The 16,067-nt window shown below is 44.7% G+C and carries 16 protein-coding genes; 8 read left to right on the top strand and 8 right to left on the bottom strand.

Going from position 1 to position 16,067, the window contains the following annotated elements; genetic code table 11:
• Positions 1-22 precede the first annotated feature (22 nt).
• The gene (locus tag Q8M62_RS04570) at positions 23-2,503 is read right to left on the bottom strand and encodes a zinc-dependent metalloprotease (RefSeq protein ID WP_370690571.1); all 2,481 of its coding nucleotides are present in this window, start codon (positions 2,501-2,503) and stop codon (positions 23-25) included.
• A gap of 162 nt (positions 2,504-2,665) precedes the next feature.
• Between Q8M62_RS04570 and Q8M62_RS04565 the strand changes: the two genes are divergently transcribed.
• A complete protein-coding gene (locus tag Q8M62_RS04565) occupies positions 2,666-3,784 on the top strand; it encodes an NAD(P)/FAD-dependent oxidoreductase (protein ID WP_304901725.1) in 1,119 nt (372 codons plus the stop codon).
• Here the strand turns inward: Q8M62_RS04565 and Q8M62_RS04560 are convergent, their stop codons facing one another.
• Positions 3,785-4,681 carry a UbiA family prenyltransferase gene (locus tag Q8M62_RS04560; protein ID WP_304901724.1) on the bottom strand — a complete coding sequence of 299 codons (897 nt, stop codon included), beginning with the start codon at positions 4,679-4,681 and terminating at the stop codon, positions 3,785-3,787.
• 450 nt (positions 4,682-5,131) lie between these two features.
• Between Q8M62_RS04560 and Q8M62_RS04555 the strand changes: the two genes are divergently transcribed.
• From Q8M62_RS04555 to Q8M62_RS04545, 3 genes are read left to right on the top strand one after another with little or no spacing between them, the layout of a single operon-like run.
• Positions 5,132-6,211 (top strand): type III polyketide synthase, encoded by a 1,080-nt coding sequence (locus Q8M62_RS04555; RefSeq protein WP_304901723.1) that lies wholly within the window; start codon positions 5,132-5,134, stop codon positions 6,209-6,211.
• Positions 6,208-6,912 carry a methyltransferase domain-containing protein gene (locus Q8M62_RS04550; protein ID WP_304901722.1) on the top strand — a complete coding sequence of 235 codons (705 nt, stop codon included), beginning with the start codon at positions 6,208-6,210 and terminating at the stop codon, positions 6,910-6,912. The genes Q8M62_RS04555 and Q8M62_RS04550 overlap by 4 nt, the downstream gene beginning before the upstream one ends.
• A 23-nt stretch (positions 6,913-6,935) precedes the next feature.
• On the top strand, positions 6,936-7,778 hold the full coding sequence (locus tag Q8M62_RS04545; protein ID WP_304901721.1) for a mechanosensitive ion channel family protein: 843 nt from the start codon (positions 6,936-6,938) through the stop codon (positions 7,776-7,778).
• A 46-nt stretch (positions 7,779-7,824) separates the two neighbouring features.
• Here Q8M62_RS04545 and Q8M62_RS04540 read toward each other — a convergent pair whose 3' ends face one another.
• The 6 genes from Q8M62_RS04540 to Q8M62_RS04515 form a co-directional block, all read right to left on the bottom strand.
• A complete protein-coding gene (locus tag Q8M62_RS04540) occupies positions 7,825-8,676 on the bottom strand; it encodes a hypothetical protein (RefSeq protein ID WP_304901720.1) in 852 nt (283 codons plus the stop codon).
• 150 nt (positions 8,677-8,826) lie between these two features.
• Positions 8,827-9,504, bottom strand: a complete 678-nt coding sequence (locus Q8M62_RS04535) for a nitroreductase family protein (RefSeq protein WP_304901719.1) — start codon at positions 9,502-9,504, stop codon at positions 8,827-8,829.
• Positions 9,505-9,562: 58 nt separating this feature from the next.
• Positions 9,563-10,381, bottom strand: coding sequence for a hypothetical protein (locus Q8M62_RS04530; RefSeq protein WP_304901718.1), 819 nt, complete (start codon positions 10,379-10,381; stop codon positions 9,563-9,565).
• 30 nt (positions 10,382-10,411) lie between these two features.
• Complete coding sequence (locus tag Q8M62_RS04525; RefSeq protein ID WP_304901717.1) at positions 10,412-10,576, bottom strand: hypothetical protein; 165 nt, start codon at positions 10,574-10,576, stop codon at positions 10,412-10,414.
• A 16-nt stretch (positions 10,577-10,592) separates the two neighbouring features.
• Complete coding sequence (locus tag Q8M62_RS04520) at positions 10,593-11,786, bottom strand: GTP-binding protein (RefSeq protein ID WP_304901716.1); 1,194 nt, start codon at positions 11,784-11,786, stop codon at positions 10,593-10,595.
• Positions 11,787-11,789: 3 nt separating this feature from the next.
• Complete coding sequence (locus Q8M62_RS04515; protein WP_304901715.1) at positions 11,790-12,197, bottom strand: hypothetical protein; 408 nt, start codon at positions 12,195-12,197, stop codon at positions 11,790-11,792.
• Positions 12,198-12,344: 147 nt separating this feature from the next.
• Between Q8M62_RS04515 and Q8M62_RS04510 the strand changes: the two genes are divergently transcribed.
• The 4 genes from Q8M62_RS04510 to purE all read left to right on the top strand — a co-directional run bounded on the left by Q8M62_RS04510 (position 12,345) and on the right by purE (position 16,058).
• The gene (locus tag Q8M62_RS04510; RefSeq protein WP_304901714.1) at positions 12,345-14,111 is read left to right on the top strand and encodes a DNA mismatch repair protein; all 1,767 of its coding nucleotides are present in this window, start codon (positions 12,345-12,347) and stop codon (positions 14,109-14,111) included.
• Between the two features lie 65 nt (positions 14,112-14,176).
• Positions 14,177-14,329, top strand: a complete 153-nt coding sequence (locus Q8M62_RS04505) for a lmo0937 family membrane protein (RefSeq protein WP_304901713.1) — start codon at positions 14,177-14,179, stop codon at positions 14,327-14,329.
• Between the two features lie 71 nt (positions 14,330-14,400).
• Positions 14,401-15,546 (top strand): 5-(carboxyamino)imidazole ribonucleotide synthase, encoded by a 1,146-nt coding sequence (locus Q8M62_RS04500; protein ID WP_304901712.1) that lies wholly within the window; start codon positions 14,401-14,403, stop codon positions 15,544-15,546.
• Positions 15,543-16,058, top strand: a complete 516-nt coding sequence (purE, locus tag Q8M62_RS04495) for a 5-(carboxyamino)imidazole ribonucleotide mutase (protein WP_304901711.1) — start codon at positions 15,543-15,545, stop codon at positions 16,056-16,058. Before Q8M62_RS04500 ends, purE begins: the two co-directional genes overlap by 4 nt.
• Positions 16,059-16,067: the final 9 nt, after the last annotated feature.

Raw genomic sequence — 16,067 nt, 5'->3', positions numbered from 1 at the left:
GATCTCAGCGCCTTTTTTGTGGTTATTTTCCAGACTCTTCGGAGAGAATTTTTTCAATCCTTGCTAGCGCATCCTCAAGATGGAGTTTTGACATTCGGTCTGATGTTCGTCCGATTGCTCCTCTGATTTGGCTTTGCAGGGTTTTGAGTTCTCCTCTTGCCATTGGTCTGATATCGGACTGCGATGCATTGATTTGTGGTCCAACGAAAGCCCTGAACTGCGCAGGAAGATTTGGCTCGTTGCCTGTCAGCAATAGTTCAAGTCGCTCAATATGTGCTCTCTGAAGAGCTCTTCGCTGTACATCGATTGATTTGCCGGCGGAGAGTTCGGTCCAGATACCTTTTCTCAAATCATCAAATAATTCGGTAATTTTATACGCATTAGATCCGTTCATTGCCTCATTCTCGATTACACGGCCAAGACGACCCCACTCCAGGATTCCGTTAAGTGTGGTCACCTGTATGCCGCGGACTCGTTCCAATGCACCAAAATCTCCAATTCGTGCGATGATTTTGTCATCCATCAACCATGTCGGCGTAGCAAAAAGCTGCTTGTTCAAGAAGTCGACGGCAGACTTTTGCATTTCTTTGGAAGTGTGTGTGTATACCGCTTCATTTTGACCGACTGAGCTGTATACCTCTGCAACTCCACCCACATTGGTTCTCACATGGCCCATGTAGCGGTTGAATTGTCCAATCACCTGACCATACATCTCTGATAAGTCTGCGTAATCTTTATAAGGTTTGTTTTCTTCTGCTGTCCATTCCATCAAGTTTGGCATGATGCGTTGCAGGTTTTTGATTCCGTATTCGGAAGCTTTCATCGCATTGTCACCCAAATCTTCGGATTGAGTAGTCGGGTCGTAATTGTTACCCTGACGACCGTATCGGTAGATTGGATCTCCTTTTTTATCCAAAATCCACTTATCCAATATCGGCTGCTCTGCTTCAGGCGTTGCAGCCTCCGGGATTGGACGATAGCCCCACATGATAGCATACTTGTCGTATGGTCCTACGTCAGGCATTAGGCTTACACCTTTGTCTTCCGGCTGCGCGATGTAATTGAATCGGGCATAATCCATAATCGAAGGTGCGGTACCAAATTCTTTTGTGAAAGCGGGATCGCGGAGTTTTTCTACCGGATAAGCCACAGATGAAGCGAAGTTGTGAGGAAGACCCAAGGTGTGGCCAACTTCATGTGCAGATACGAAGCGGATCAATCGCCCCATCGTTTCGTCCGAGAAATTCACCCCTCTGGCATCCGGGTTGATCGCTGCAGTCTGGATGAAGAACCAGTTTCTCAACAGGTTCATCACGTTGTGATACCAGCCAATGTGGGATTCGATGATCTCTCCTGAGCGGGGATCAGATACGTGTGGTCCGTACGCATTTTGAATGTCTGAAGCGAAGTAGCGAATGACTGAAAATCTCGCATCCTCTGTACTCCAGGTTGGATCTTCTTGAGCCGAAGGTGCTTCTTTGGCAATGATTGCATTTTTGAAACCGGCAGCCTCAAAAGCCTTTTGCCAATCCTCAACCCCTTGCTTTAAATAAGGAACCCACTTCGTAGGAGTGGCAGGATCGATGTAATACACGATAGGCTTGACAGGCTCTACCAATTCGCCACGCTTAAACTTCTCCATATCCTCTGGCTTCACTTCCAATCTCCAGCGATCGAGGTAACGTCGGGAAGTGGCCCGTTGCTCATCGGCACCGTAGTCTACGTAGGATCGTGCAAACCAACCTACCCGGCGGTCAGCCAAGCGTTGCTTCATGGGCTCTTTAGGCAGTAATACCATTGAGGCATTCATTTCCAGAGTGATCAATCCCGTGGAGCTGTTTGAAGGGGGATCTGTTGCGGCATAGGTCAAGACATAGCGATTCTCAATGTTGATCGGATAGGAATTGATATGAACAATATAAGAGCGATCCGTGTCCAGTCTGGAAACTTTGTATTCCGTTCTTCTATTGCGTTGTAGTCCCAGTGCCTGATTGTCTTTGTTGAACAGATCGGTAACTTCGATGACAATCCCCGTTGAGTCAGTTCCTCTTGCTTTAATTGCAAATTTCTGAAGGATCGGCTCTAAGTTTGAGTTTTTGACAGCCATTGATATCGGCAGCGAATCTGCGGCGTAGTTGTTAACCGATACGACTTTCAGAAGGATGTCGTCATTGTTTTTTTCCCAACGTACCATCAGATTGTTGGTGTTTTCGCCTCCATATCCGATTCCATCAGCTGTTTTGGCGATTCTCACCACCATCAGCATATCGCGTCCCAACAGCGAATCCGGTATTTCATAGAAGTACTTGTCCTCAATTTGATGAACTTTAAAAAGTCCCTCTTTGGTCTTGGCTTTTGCCGTGATTACCTCTTTGTAAGGCTTTGGCCCGTTGGAAGGGGGAGCACTTGGTCGTGGTGCAGCAGGTGCGGCAGCAGGTGTTTCTTCGCCTTTTTTCTTTTTCTTTTGGGCAAATGAGTCCTCTGCACTGAGCAGCGATCCCATCACTCCCAATACAAAGGCTGTTCTCCTGAGTAATTTGGGTAGGGTTTTATTCATGATATAGATAAGTTGAATTCTGGAAATAAAGTAACTTCCAAACTGCGGGATAAGCGGGCGAATAAACTTATTTTTTGATAAGCGGTTGAATCATCAAATCAAAGGCACTTGAAAGCATCAGAAAAAAGAATAATTGTCATCGGTGGAGGACTTGCAGGCTTGATTTCATCCATCCTTCTGGCCAGAAAGGATAGAAATGTAATGCTTATAGAGAAAAAGATGTACCCTTTTCATCGAGTTTGTGGGGAATACATTTCCAATGAAGTACTCGGTTTTTTGAAAAGGGAAAAGCTATATCCCGATTATTTGCAGCTTCCGGAGATTACTCGTTTTCAGTTCAGTGACACCAAAGGGAAAACAGTCCAAATTCCCCTGGATCTCGGTGGATTTGGAATCAGCAGGTTCGTGTTGGATGAATGGCTGGTGAAGCAAGCCGTAGCATCAGGTGTCGAAGTAAGGGCAGGAATTCAAGTCAATTCTGTTGATTATAATGAAAAAGCTGGAAAATTCCAGTTGACGCTATCCGATCATTCCATCCTTGAAGCGGATTATGTCATAGGTGCTTTTGGAAAGCGAAGCAAATTGGATAAAGTCATGAATCGCTCCTTTATACAAAAAAGGAGTCCATATATCGGTGTAAAGTACCATGTGAATGGAGACTTTGAACACGATACGGTAGCGCTGCACAATTTCCATGGAGGCTACTGCGGACTGAATGCCATCGAGTCTGGAAAATTCAATCTCTGCTACTTGGGCAGTCGGGATCAGCTCCGGCAGTTTGGTTCGGTAGAAGAAATGGAGCGGCAGGTTTTATGGGGAAACCCGATTTTGAAAAAGATTTTTCAAGAAAGTGAGTTTCTGTTCGAAAAGCCCGAAGTGATCAATGAGATTAATTTTGAGCCTAAGGATCCGGTAGAAAACCACATCCTTATGGCAGGAGATTCCGCCGGATTGATTACACCGCTTTGTGGCAATGGGATGGCTATGGCGATTCATTCAGGAAAACTCGCCGCAGAGTCCCTGTTGACCGGAGGTAGCCGGGAAGAAGTGGAGTCAATTTATACTAAAACCTGGACTGCAGAATTTCGCCAAAGATTATGGGTAGGGAGAAATGTACAGCGGCTTTTTGGATCAGGCGGAGCCTCCGTATTTGCAAGAAATCTGATCAACCATATTCCATTTTTGGCGAAGCAGATCATCAAAAATACACATGGGAGTCCCTTCTGATTAATATCCGAAAACCTGCTGAATTTGGGTGTTTTCTAGGAAGTAGTAAATAAAGAAGGCATTCAGAGCCAAAGCCGACAAACTGTTCATCCCCATCGCCCAGGAATAAGAGGCGTACTTTTCGGGATTTTGATTTACAAATCCGAACCAGATTAGAAAAAACAGAATGATCGGAGCCATGGCTCCAAGGTATACCCAAATGATCTGGTCTTGGCCACGATCCAGAAAATACCAAATGAATGCTGCTCCGGTGAGTGCAAAGAAAAGTGCGGAAAAGAGAAAGGTACCTTTGATTCCCAGTTTGAGGCTCAGGGTGCGATCTCCTCTTTTGGAGTCCTCCCGATGCTGATAGACTTGTGTAAGTGGGTAATTTCCCCAAAGCATCAGGCTGGTCAAGAGCCCCGGAATAATCACGTGTGGCTTGACTATCACATCCCAGCCCAAGTCACTCAATCCGGCATAGGCCATAGCGAAGGTGAAATATCCCTGAAAAAAACCCGCGATGATCCAACTTGCCCAAGGGTACTTTTTGATCCTGATCCGCGGATGGGAATAAGCCATACTTACCAGGCCATAGACTAAAAGCATGCCGGCAAAACCCAAACTGATCATTGCACCGAGGATTAAGGCAATGAGAAAAAATCCCTGCGACAGCCAATATAAATCAGGGGTGACCTTAGGAGGGTGTTTCAATCCGCCGATACTTTCTTCATCCCGATCAAAAAAACTGTTGTATCCGTTGCTGCTGGGATATAGAAATAAGTGAAGCACAAGAAATACCAACAGCAATCGGTCCCCATTTAAGTTTGGAGTAAGGGCCAAAGCGAACAGAAAAACCGGCATTAGAAAAAGTGAAAATGGAATTCGTAAATGGCTGATGCTGGAGCGTGTGATCATAAATTTAAAAGTAAGGTTATTTTACTAAATCTCGAAAGATTGTAAGCCCTTCGACTTTCCGCCTCGGTCAGGCCCAAAGGGAGTCGAACTTTGTTTGTGGGGAGCTATTCTGGATTCCCTTCAAGTTCAACCCTTGCAGGGTTGGTTTCTAAGATCAGGTTGCACGGATCCCTAGGTTGCACCTAGGGTTATTGAGAGGTTTGACCACTCCGTGGTCATTGGTTTCTATTTCATCGTTGGAGTTCTATTCCGACCCCTCTGCCACGGCAGACTGACGCTTTTATCTCATCAAAAAATCAATCCAATATTGAAGGTAATTCCAGACCATTTTTTATTTGCCTAAAAAGGAGCACTTTTCCCCATCATTTAATTTTAAAGTTTAACCTTCTCTTGGCAGGATGGTTGTAATCAATGAGTCCCAATTTAGAAATATTCGCTTAACTTGATTTGATGAATTCCAGTATTGTCAGCATCGGGCTTTCCAATCCGGGAACCCCAATTCCCCAGGCAGAAATAGCCCGATTTATGAAGCTGGCCCATCAGCTGGACGAGACCGACAGTCGAAAGCTCGGTATATTTTATCGCATGTCAGGCATCAATTTCCGGCACAGTGCCTTGGAGGACTTTGATAAGCTACTCACTGAAGATTTCTCTTTTTTCCCTAAAAATGAGCAACTTCTCCCCTTTCCGGGGACCAAGGCCAGAATGGAAGTGTTTCGGAGGACAGCTCCCGGACTCGCTGCATCAGCCTCAATCTCCTGCCTGGATCAAGCCGGTGTAGCTGCCAAGTCCCTGACTCATCTGATTTTGGTCTCTTGTACAGGGATGGTTGCGCCGGGGGTGGAGCTTGAGCTCATGGCTAAACTCGGGCTTGAGGATGAGGTAGAGCGCTACTGTGTTCATTTTATGGGTTGCTATGCCGCATTTACAGGATTGAAGCTCGCAGATAAAATTCTCCGAGCTGAGCCGGAAGCAAAGGTTTTGGTAGTTTCGGTCGAGTTGTGTACACTTCACTTTCAGAAAGATTATACAGAGGATAATATCCTTGCCAATTCCCTGTTTGGAGACGGTGCTGCCGCTGCTTTGGTGATGAATTCGGATAAAGGCCTGAAAATTAATTCATATCTCAGTCAGGTATTCAGAGAAGGGGAGCAGGATATGGCTTGGGGTATTGGTGATTTTGGTTTTGAAATGAGACTTAGCAAATACATTCCCGCACTGCTGGACAAGGGGATTCGGGAACTTAAAGATGTTTTTGAAAAAAAGTTCAGGCTAAGCCAGATCCAGAACTTTGCCATTCATCCGGGCGGGAAGCAAATCTTGCAAAAAGTACAGGAGGCATTTGAACTCGGTCCTGAAGTGAATTTTCACGCGATGCAGGTATTAAAACAATTTGGGAATATGTCTTCTGCCACTATCCTGTTTGTATTGGAGCGAATGATGAAGGATCCCCTGGTAGAAGGAGAGATATTGTCAATGGGTTTTGGCCCCGGTCTGACTTTGGAAACCATGCATCTGATCAAGCAATGAGCAAATTTGACAAGCGAAGCGAAGAAAAAGAGCTGATGGATGACCTCGAATGTTCGGGTCAGGAACTTGAGCAAACGCTTCGTGAACTGAAAACCATCAATCATTGGCTCGGGGGAAATCATGTGACCACCGATGGATTGGCAAAAATCATGAAGCTAAATCCGCAGTCCAGCTACCGTATTGCTGATATTGGCTGCGGTGGAGGAGATATGATTCGGATAATGAATGACTGGGCTGAATCGAACAAAAAGCAAGTGGATTTTGTAGGAATTGACGCCAACAGGAACATTATCGACCTCGCTAAGGTTAGGCTTAACGATGTGACCAATGTCCGCTGGCAGGTTCAGAATGTATTTGAACCTGAATTTTCGAAGGAAAAAGTAGACATCATCACTTGTACGCTCTTTACCCATCACTTTACTGACGCTGAATTAATCACATTGATTCAGTCATTTCGACAAAAATCCACCCTTGGATTGGTCATCAATGACCTGCATCGGCATTGGTTTGCTTTTCACAGCATCCGGATTTTGACCAAGCTGTTCAGCAAATCTCCAATGGTACAGCATGACGCTTCGCTCTCTGTTTTGAGGAGTTTTCAAAAGGCCGATTTGGAACGGATTTTGGCAAAGGCAGGAATAAAAACATATCAAATCAGTTGGTTTTGGGCATTTAGATGGCAAGTTTTGGTCTTATTTTAGATTATAAACCAAACGCTTAAACCATGGAATTATCTCAGGAAACGATTAATTCACTTTTACAGCAGGGAATTGCACTGGCATACAAAATCATTCCTTCGCTGATTTATGCTTTAATTTTTTACCTGGTAGGCAGGTTTTTCATCAACAAATTCCTCAAAGGATTTACGCTAATCCTGGAAAAAAGGGATTCTAATCCATCCTTAAATACTTTTTTGACAGGCCTGGTCAAGGCTTTACTTTACGTATCGCTGTTTATCGGTCTAGCAACAATTTTGGGAGTTCCAATGTCTTCGTTTTTGGCCATTTTGGGAGCTGCAGGTTTGGCTATCGGCTTGGCTTTGCAGGGCTCACTGTCCAATTTTGCAGGGGGAGTATTGATCTTGTTATTCAAGCCGTTCAAGGTGGGTGATGTGATTAGTGGGCAAAGTCACACGGGGACCGTTTCTAAAATCGATATTTTATATACCCACCTGAACACATTCGATAACCGGGAGGTGGTCATTCCCAATGGAAGCCTGGCAAACTCTGATATTGTAAACATCACGGCAAACCCCACAAGAAGAATTGATATCAATGTTGGCGTCTCCTATGATACCGATCTGAAAAAGGCGCGAACCGTCATTATTGAAATCCTGAAAAATGATGAACGCGTTAATGCTGAACCCGAACCGGTGGTATGGTTAAATAACTTTGGCGACAGTTCCTTGGATTTGGTTGTCCGTGCCTGGGCCAACAAAGAAAATGTCTGGCCTGTCTATTGGGATACGATGGAAAAGATCAAGGAAGCCTTTGACCGTCATGAAATCGAAATTCCCTTCCCTCAGCGGGTGGTGCATCAGGTTGTACCAAAACCTGCAAAGGAGTAAAATAAAGGAGGTGGCATTAAGCCACCTCCTTTATTTTAAATCTTTCCTAAAGGCGTACCGGCAAAGTCACTGTTTTTGTTTCGCCTCCGCGGGTGATGGTGACAATGCGATCACAGGCATCTGTGCCAAAATCGATTTTGATTTCATCTTTTGATCTAACACGCATTACCATCACTCCGGCACTTGGAATCCTGATTCCGGATCGAATACAACGCTCTGAAAAAAGCAGTGGAGTGGTTATTTCTACGAGGTAGTCATTTCCGTTTCTGTTTACGCCTTTGCTACTTCCGGCAATTTTGTAGATAACTCCTCGGTCTCCATTTGGAAGAAAAATACGTTTGACATGTCTGGATTCAACTGTCCTGAAAGTTCCGTCAGGCCAGGTAATCTTCCCACCCTCCATCACAATCTTGAAGGTGAAAAATTTGTCATTCTCATTGAATCCCTGATTTGTAATGACCCGGACTCCTTCGATCTTCCGGTCATCGATGTAGAAGTTTTCAAAAGTTGAGGTGATGACAGATCCTGGCGACCAATATCTACCGGTGTAAGTGACGATGATTTTTCCTTTTCTGGTGACACCCCTTGGACTGGTGCATCCCTGACCAAAATCGATGATCATTTTTTTGACACCGGGCAACCATTCAATTTTTACTTTTTCACAGAGATCCTCCTCCATTGTCAAAAGAGACCTGTTTGCAAAGCCATTTCGCTGAAAGCTGCTCAAAGTCACTTCGTCAATATCCTCCATGGTAGTAGTTAAATCTACCTCCTGCGCTGTTTCCTCAGTTTCATTTACCTGATTTGAGGGAAGGCTTTCTTCTTTTTCGCATGATGCAAATAGCAACAAGCCGAAAAGTGTCAGCCCCTTGATTGGGTTAAAAAGAGTTGATTTCATGTGTTTATAATTTGATTTTTATTTGCCACATAGCCTGCCCCGATAGCTCGGGGCATCCCCCTGTGTGAGAAGCCATTCTAATGGGCATTTCATGATTGTTGAATTATAGAAGTGAAATTCGATCTTTAGATCTGTTTTTTCATCCTGAGTTTAATATTTAATCACTATTTTTTCCAATTCCTTTCGCTCAATATCAGGCACATAAGTTGTTTTTTTGGGATGCCCAACCGGTAAGAGCAGGTAGGGTTTTTCATGTGCGGGTCTTCCCAATATTTTGCTTAGAAAATTCATCGGACTTGGGGTGTGTGTTACAGTCACCAAGCCAGCCTGATGGATGGCTGCAATCAGAAAACCACAGGCGATGCCGACCGATTCCGACACATAGTAATGCTGAATTTTTTCTCCGTTTTCGATACCATAAGATTGTTTGAATACCACAATCAGGTAAGGTGCTTCTTCCAAAAACGGTTTTTCCCAGTCTGTGCCCAAAGGTTTTAAATCGGCTTTCCATTCCTCAGGCATTCGTTGAGAATAGGATATTTTTTCCTCCTCTTCCGCAGCCATACGGATTTGGCGTTTGATTTCCGGGTCAGAAATCAGGCAAAAGGTCCATGGCTGTTTGTGTGCTCCTGATGGAGCAGTTCCTGCGGTACGGATGATATTTTCCATCACTTCGAGTGGAACCGACCGAGAATCAAATTCCCGCACTGTACGCCGGGAGGCCATTTCTTTGTAAAACGCTAAGGAGTTTTTGATCAGCTCGTCTTCTGAAAGGTCGGGTCTTTCATAGCGAATATGTTGATGTCCTTTGATCAGCTTTTTTTCCATGGCAAATAAAAAACGGCTACCTCGAAAGATAGCCGTTTGAATTTGGATTTTAGAACTGTTAATCGAGCGTGATTTCTTTAGCTCCACCCGGGTACCTGATTTCGACTACTTTGTCGCATGTACCGAATCCGTAGTGAACAGATACGGCTACTCCTTGATAGCTGAAGGCCAAGACACCTAGACTTGGAATGTAAATTCCTGTGCGAGCACAATCTTCTTTAATGATCAGTGGTTCGGTAACAGTTGCCGTGTAGTCAATTCCTTTTCTGCTTTTACCGGTTGCCGATCCGGTTACGGAAGCCTCATAACCTGAGGCGGCCAAAGTTACTTGGCGATTTTGGGTACTGTTGTAAGTAACCTTGGAATTGTCAGGCCAAGTGATTGAGCCATTTTCGATTTTCACATTGAGCGACACCTTGCTGTTGATTAAGTCAATCCCAGCATTCGCAATTGTGCGCGTTCCTTGGATAATCAGCCCATTCACTTCGTATCCTTCAAAAGTGGTGATGATAGAGGTTCCTGGGAAAAGGAAGTTAGAACCCGTATAGGAAAGAAGAATTTTACCTTTTCGAATTACACCATTTGGACTGGTACATCCTGTACCGAAGTCAACGGTAATTTTTTTGGAGTTTTGATTGTGAGTCACTGATGCATTTGCACAAAGGTCGGCCGTAGACTGAGTACGTAATCCCAAACCACTTCTCTGAAGCACATCAAGTGTAAGAAAATCCAAATCTTCGAAAGCAGAATTGATTTTAAATTCGTCCTCCACGACAGCCAGATTTGGTTCAGGAACAATCGGATCAGTTTCTGTACAAGAGAAAATAAGCGTTGAGAATAGCCCCAAAATCAAGGGGGAGTAAAATGATTTTTTCATAAAATATAGTAGTTTAAAAACGGACTAAAATTATGCTTTATTTTCCTTTTTGGGCCTATCCTGACTTGGTTTTTTGATTCTTTCACTCACACAACCAATGTTTTGTGTAAGGGAAATATCACTTGGCAAGATCCCCATACCTTCACTCAGATCCCATTCCTCGGCCAGGGGTTTTTGTGTTTTCTGCTTTTTCATTTTTTTGGCTTTAATGCTAAAACGGCCAATTGTCCTTAAATGATTTTCCCTGGTGAAATAAATCAAGTTCCCGATCTGTCAAAAGACAACTTTCCAGCTCTTTTCGGATTTGTTCTTCATCGGGGTATTGACCGATCAGAACAAGCTCATTCATGCGATCCCCGAATTTTTTATCCCACTTACTCTCAATCATTTTTTGGTTTTCGATGAAAGAGGCATACTGCGTTCTTTGCTTGAATGGCATTGAAGCCCACCAAACACCCACAGGATCTGCTTTGAGGCTTCCACCTGCCTGTGACCAGGAGATCGCCTGATCCTTTCGGGAGGCTATGTAGAAGAGGCCCTTGCTTCGGATGATGCTCGCGGGCCAGGATTCACTGATGTAGTTCCAGAATCTATCCGAATGAAAAGGTCTGCGGTCCCTAAATACAAAACTTGTAATGCCGTACTCCTTCGACTCAGGAGTATGCTCTTTTTGAAGTTCGTCTTGCCAAGCTTCTGTTCCTTCCAGTTCTCCGGCGTCATAGAGTCCAGTGTTCAGGATCACCTCAGGTTGGATTTTCCCATGGTCCGAATACAGGATTTTAGCCTTGGGATTGAGTTTTTGCAGAATGGCTTTGAGTTCGCCTGCCTGTTCGGGGCTGACCAGATCGGTCTTATTCAGTAAAATCACATTGGCAAATTCAATTTGGTCGGTCAGGAGATTCACGATGGACCGTTGATCCTCCTCGTCTTCATTCATGCCTTTGGAATAGACGGTCTCCGCACTGCCAAAATCTTTGGGGAAATTAAACGCATCCACCACAGTCACCAAGGTGTCCAAGCGGCTGAAACGGGAAAGGTCAATGCCTTTTTCCTCATCTACAAAGCTGAAGGTCTGTGCCACCGGGAGCGGCTCAGAAATCCCCGAGCTCTCGATGAGCAGGTAGTCAAAGCGGTTTTCGCGGGCAAGCTTTTCCACTTCCAGCATCAAGTCCTCCCTCAGGGTGCAGCAGATGCATCCGTTACTCATTTCGACCAGTTTTTCTTCTGTTTTAGAGAGGGTGTTTCCCTGAGCGATGGTATTCGCGTCGACATTGACTTCGCTCATGTCATTGACGATTACGGCTACTTTCAGCCCTTCCTTATTATGCAAAATGTGGTTGAGAAGCGTCGTTTTTCCAGCGCCTAAAAAGCCGCTCAAAACGGTGACAGGTAGTTTCTTGTTCATAGCTTATTTAATAATTTCCGCGTTTTTCAAGATGAATGTCATCTCTTCGACATCTTCCGCATTGAGCTGAAGAGTCCCGCGAACTTTGATGATCTGATCCATTTTTAGTTTTTGGGTGGGTTTGCTTTTCAGGTATGCCACGGCTACACTTTCCGGACCTGATCCACCGCAGAAAAAGCACTCGGCCATGGGATATTTGGAGAGAATGAGCGTATTGACATTTCCCATCTCCAGGGGAATGAAAAAACCCTGAAGTTCCACCGGTTGACCTTCCAACTTTTTAAGCTCTTCAGGGAAATTTGGATAGTAGAAATACTGCCCGAATTTCCGGTTTAGCTTTTCCGTAAACCTTGTTTTGGAGAAAAGCTCCCACATTCGGTCTGGTGGACGCTGTGCTGAAGCCAGGGTCATGACGATTAGGGCTGCTATAACTATCCGGTGGAAATGGTTTTTACTCACACTTGTTCCTGACTTCAATTCCAACATAGCTCCATTAAATGCAACAATATTGCAAATATAAATCAATTTTAGCCTTCAATACAATGGTTATCTTTGTCTATGATTGATTTTGATTTCAAAACCGAGCGCATTCCCGAAAAGCTCAAAACCTTACAAAGCCAAAATTCCAGGCTTAGCATCTTTCGTTTGCTTACTTTTTTTGGAACTGCCGCTTTATTTGTCTTGGGCTTGGCCGAAAATCCATTTTGGTTGTTGCCTGCCTTTTTGGCCTTGGGAGGTTTTATCAAGCTAATCCAAAAGACCAATGCCCTCAAAGATCAGGAGCGGATTTATCTGGCTTTGGAAGAAATGATCAAAAATCAGGAATTGAGGCTATCCAGAAATTTGGCGACTTTGGATCCCGGGGTGGAATTTTCCGACAAAAACCATCCTTTTTCAGGGGATTTGGATCTGTTTGGGGCCCATTCTCTTTTTCAATTGCTCAATCACACCACTTCCAAAAACGGGAAAAGGCGGTTGGCTAACCTGATGATGAGTTCCTTTGACCCTGAAACTTCGCAATCCCGAGCTGCCGCAGTTGCTGAGCTTTCAAAAAAGCGTTCGTTTCTTGACTCAGTGGAAGCGGTGGGATTGGCTTTCCAAAAAGAAGAAAAAGCGCCTGAATCCTGGATTCATTGGTTGGAGGAAAAGGAAAAATCTTCAGTTCTAATCTCAGTTTTGGCATTTTTGGGTCCCTTGGGTGGAATGGTAATTCTTGCACTTGTTTATTTTGGATTGTTGCCACAGGTAGTATTGGGGCTTTGGGTTTTGGTTGGTGTGGCTTTTTTGAGCCGGGTTTTTATCCCATTAAAAAAGGCAGCTGAATCAATTCCGACGGCAGCTACACTGAAATCTTATCGGATCCGGGCACAGCAAATCGAGAATGAAGAATTTAATTCTCCAAGCCTTCTCTTGGAAAAGGAAAATTTTGGAAGCGCCCAATTAGCCGCTTCCCGCCAATTGAGTGAATTGGATCGGCTGGGGCTTTGGGCTCAAAATCGTCTTAATTTGCTCTATTTGCCAATTAACCTGCTCTTTTGGACGGACTTTTTGCTATTCATAAGATTGGCGAATTGGAAAAGAAAAGTAGGCCCCTCGCTGAGTCATTTGCCTGAAAATCTCGAGAAATGGGAGGTTTGGGTTTCTTTGGGAGCATTTGAGGGGCAATTGGAAGGCAAGGGGAAAGTGGAATGGACGCAAGAAGTGCTTTTAGCCGCCAAGGAATTAAGCCATCCCTTGATTTCTCCGGGTAAAGCCATCCCCAATTCCATTGATTTTGACTCAGCGACACGACTCGTGATCCTGACCGGGGCGAATATGAGTGGCAAAACGACTTTTATGCGAACCCTGGGAATTAATTGTGTTCTGGCAAATCTTGGGCTCAGTCCCTTTGGCGCTAGTTTGACACTAGGTCCTGTTCAGCTTTACACCAGCATGCGCAATTCAGATAATCTGGGAGAAAGCGTCAGTTCCTTTTATGCCGAATTGAGCCGGATCCACAATCTGATCGAACGACTGGAGTCCGGTGAACCTTTGTTTTTTCTGTTGGATGAAATCCTGAAGGGGACCAATACACAAGACCGAATCTCGGGTTCGGAGGCATTGATCCATCAGATACTTCATACTAAAGGCTTTGGCATCATCAGTACCCATGATATCGAATTGTCAGAATTGGAGAAAAGTGTGGAGAAAGTCCACAACTTCTCCTTCCACTCTGAGATCTTGGACAAATCGATTGACTTTGACTATAAAATCAAAAATGGCCCCTGTCCGAGCTTCAATGCCCATAAATTGATGGAATTGATGGGCATAAGATTTCAGAAATAGGGCGAGTTGGCATTTTGATTGACTTAATTTGAGTAGAATCAATTGTTTACCAAACCTGAAAAATCATGAACTCTTTGCTTTATTTGATCGCAGTTATTCTAATTATCGGATGGTTGTTGGGCGTGTTTGTTTACAGTGTCGGAGGACTTATCCATGTTTTACTGGTCTTGGCGGTCGTTTCTATTCTGCTACGACTGATTAGCGGGCGCAGCGTTTAGACGAAAAAGAAATCCGATCTTCAATTTTGCCATGCCTCATTGTCTGGGAATCTGTTAATTTTGGCCTGACTATGGCCGATACATCACAAAATCTAATTCTTGGAGTACTTGGAGGAGGTCAGTTGGGTCGCATGCTGATCCAGTCTGCCATTAATTATAATCAGGATATCCACATTTTGGATCCGGATCCCAATGCGCCCTGCAAGGATATTTCGCAGCATTTTCAAGTGGGATCGCTCAAGGATTTCGATACTGTTTATTCCTTCGGAAAATGCTGTGATGTGATCACTGTAGAAATCGAATCTGTCAATGCCGATGCCTTGCAAAAGCTTTCTGATGAAGGGAAAAAGGTTTTTCCTCAGCCCCAAATTCTCAAATTGATCCAGGATAAGCGGGAGCAAAAGAAATTTTATCAAGCAAATGGAATTCCTACTGCCGATTTTATCCTGACGGAGAATAAGGCTGATGTAATTGCAAAAAAGCACTTTCTTCCGGCAGTGAATAAGTTGGGAAAGGAAGGCTATGACGGACGTGGGGTGCAGATCCTGCGCTCTGATGCAGATTTGGAGAAAGCCTTTGATGCGCCAGGACTTCTGGAAAAACTCATTGACTTCGACAAGGAAATCGCAGTAACAGTCGCCCGAAACGAAAATGGGGATTTGGTCGCCTACCCGGCGGTGGAATGTGCTTTTCACCCGACAGCAAATCTGGTTGAATTCCTCTTTGCGCCAGCTCAGATTTCTGTGGAGATCGAAGCGAAGGCACAAGAAATCGCCAAAGAAGTAATCCTGAAGTTAGACATGGTGGGGATTCTCGCGGTCGAACTTTTTGTCACCAAATCCGGAGAAGTACTGGTCAATGAAATTGCACCGCGCCCTCACAACAGCGGACATCATACGATTGAAGCCAATTTTACTTCCCAGTTTGAGCAGCATCTCCGTGCAGTGATGAACTGGCCCTTGGGCGATCCAAGTTTACGATGCCCTGCCGCCATGATCAATTTGCTTGGTGAAGATGGATATTCCGGCCTTGCCATCGTGGAAGGAAAAGAAGAAGCACTGGCAGAAAAAGGTGTGTATATTCACCTATATGGGAAAAAGCTCACCAAACCCTTTCGGAAAATGGGTCATGTGACCATCTTGGATGAAAATGTGGAAACACTGAAAAACCGGGCAAACCGAATCAAAGAACTTATCAAAATCAAATCTACTCCATGAACCCACAGGTAGGAATAATCATGGGAAGTCAATCCGATCTTCCTGTCATGGCCGAAGCGGCCCAGTTTTTAGAAGAAATCGGGATTGAATACGAACTGACGGTGGTTTCGGCGCATCGGACGCCTCAGCGGATGATCGATTATGCAGGTTCTGCCCGGGAGCGGGGAATCAAAGTCATCGTGGCCGGTGCCGGAGGTGCAGCACATCTTCCGGGAATGGTTGCTTCCTTGACCAGTTTGCCTGTAATCGGAGTGCCTGTCAAAAGCTCTAATTCCATCGACGGCTGGGACAGCATTTTATCCATTTTACAGATGCCTAGCGGGATTCCGGTGGCTACTGTTGCATTGAACGGAGGGAAAAACGCCGGTATCTTGGCAGCTTCCATTGTCGGAGCTTATGATGCAGCAGTTGGGAAAAAGATGGATGCATTCAAAACCGGCCTTCGGGAGAAAGTGGAAGAATCTGCAGCTCAGATTGAAGCGAAAGGTTGGAAAGCGATTCTCAAAAAATAATTTGATATT

This window comes from Algoriphagus sp. (assembly GCF_030694375.1).
Taxonomy (GTDB): domain Bacteria; phylum Bacteroidota; class Bacteroidia; order Cytophagales; family Cyclobacteriaceae; genus Algoriphagus.
This window is presented reverse-complemented; position numbering and strand designations above follow the sequence as displayed.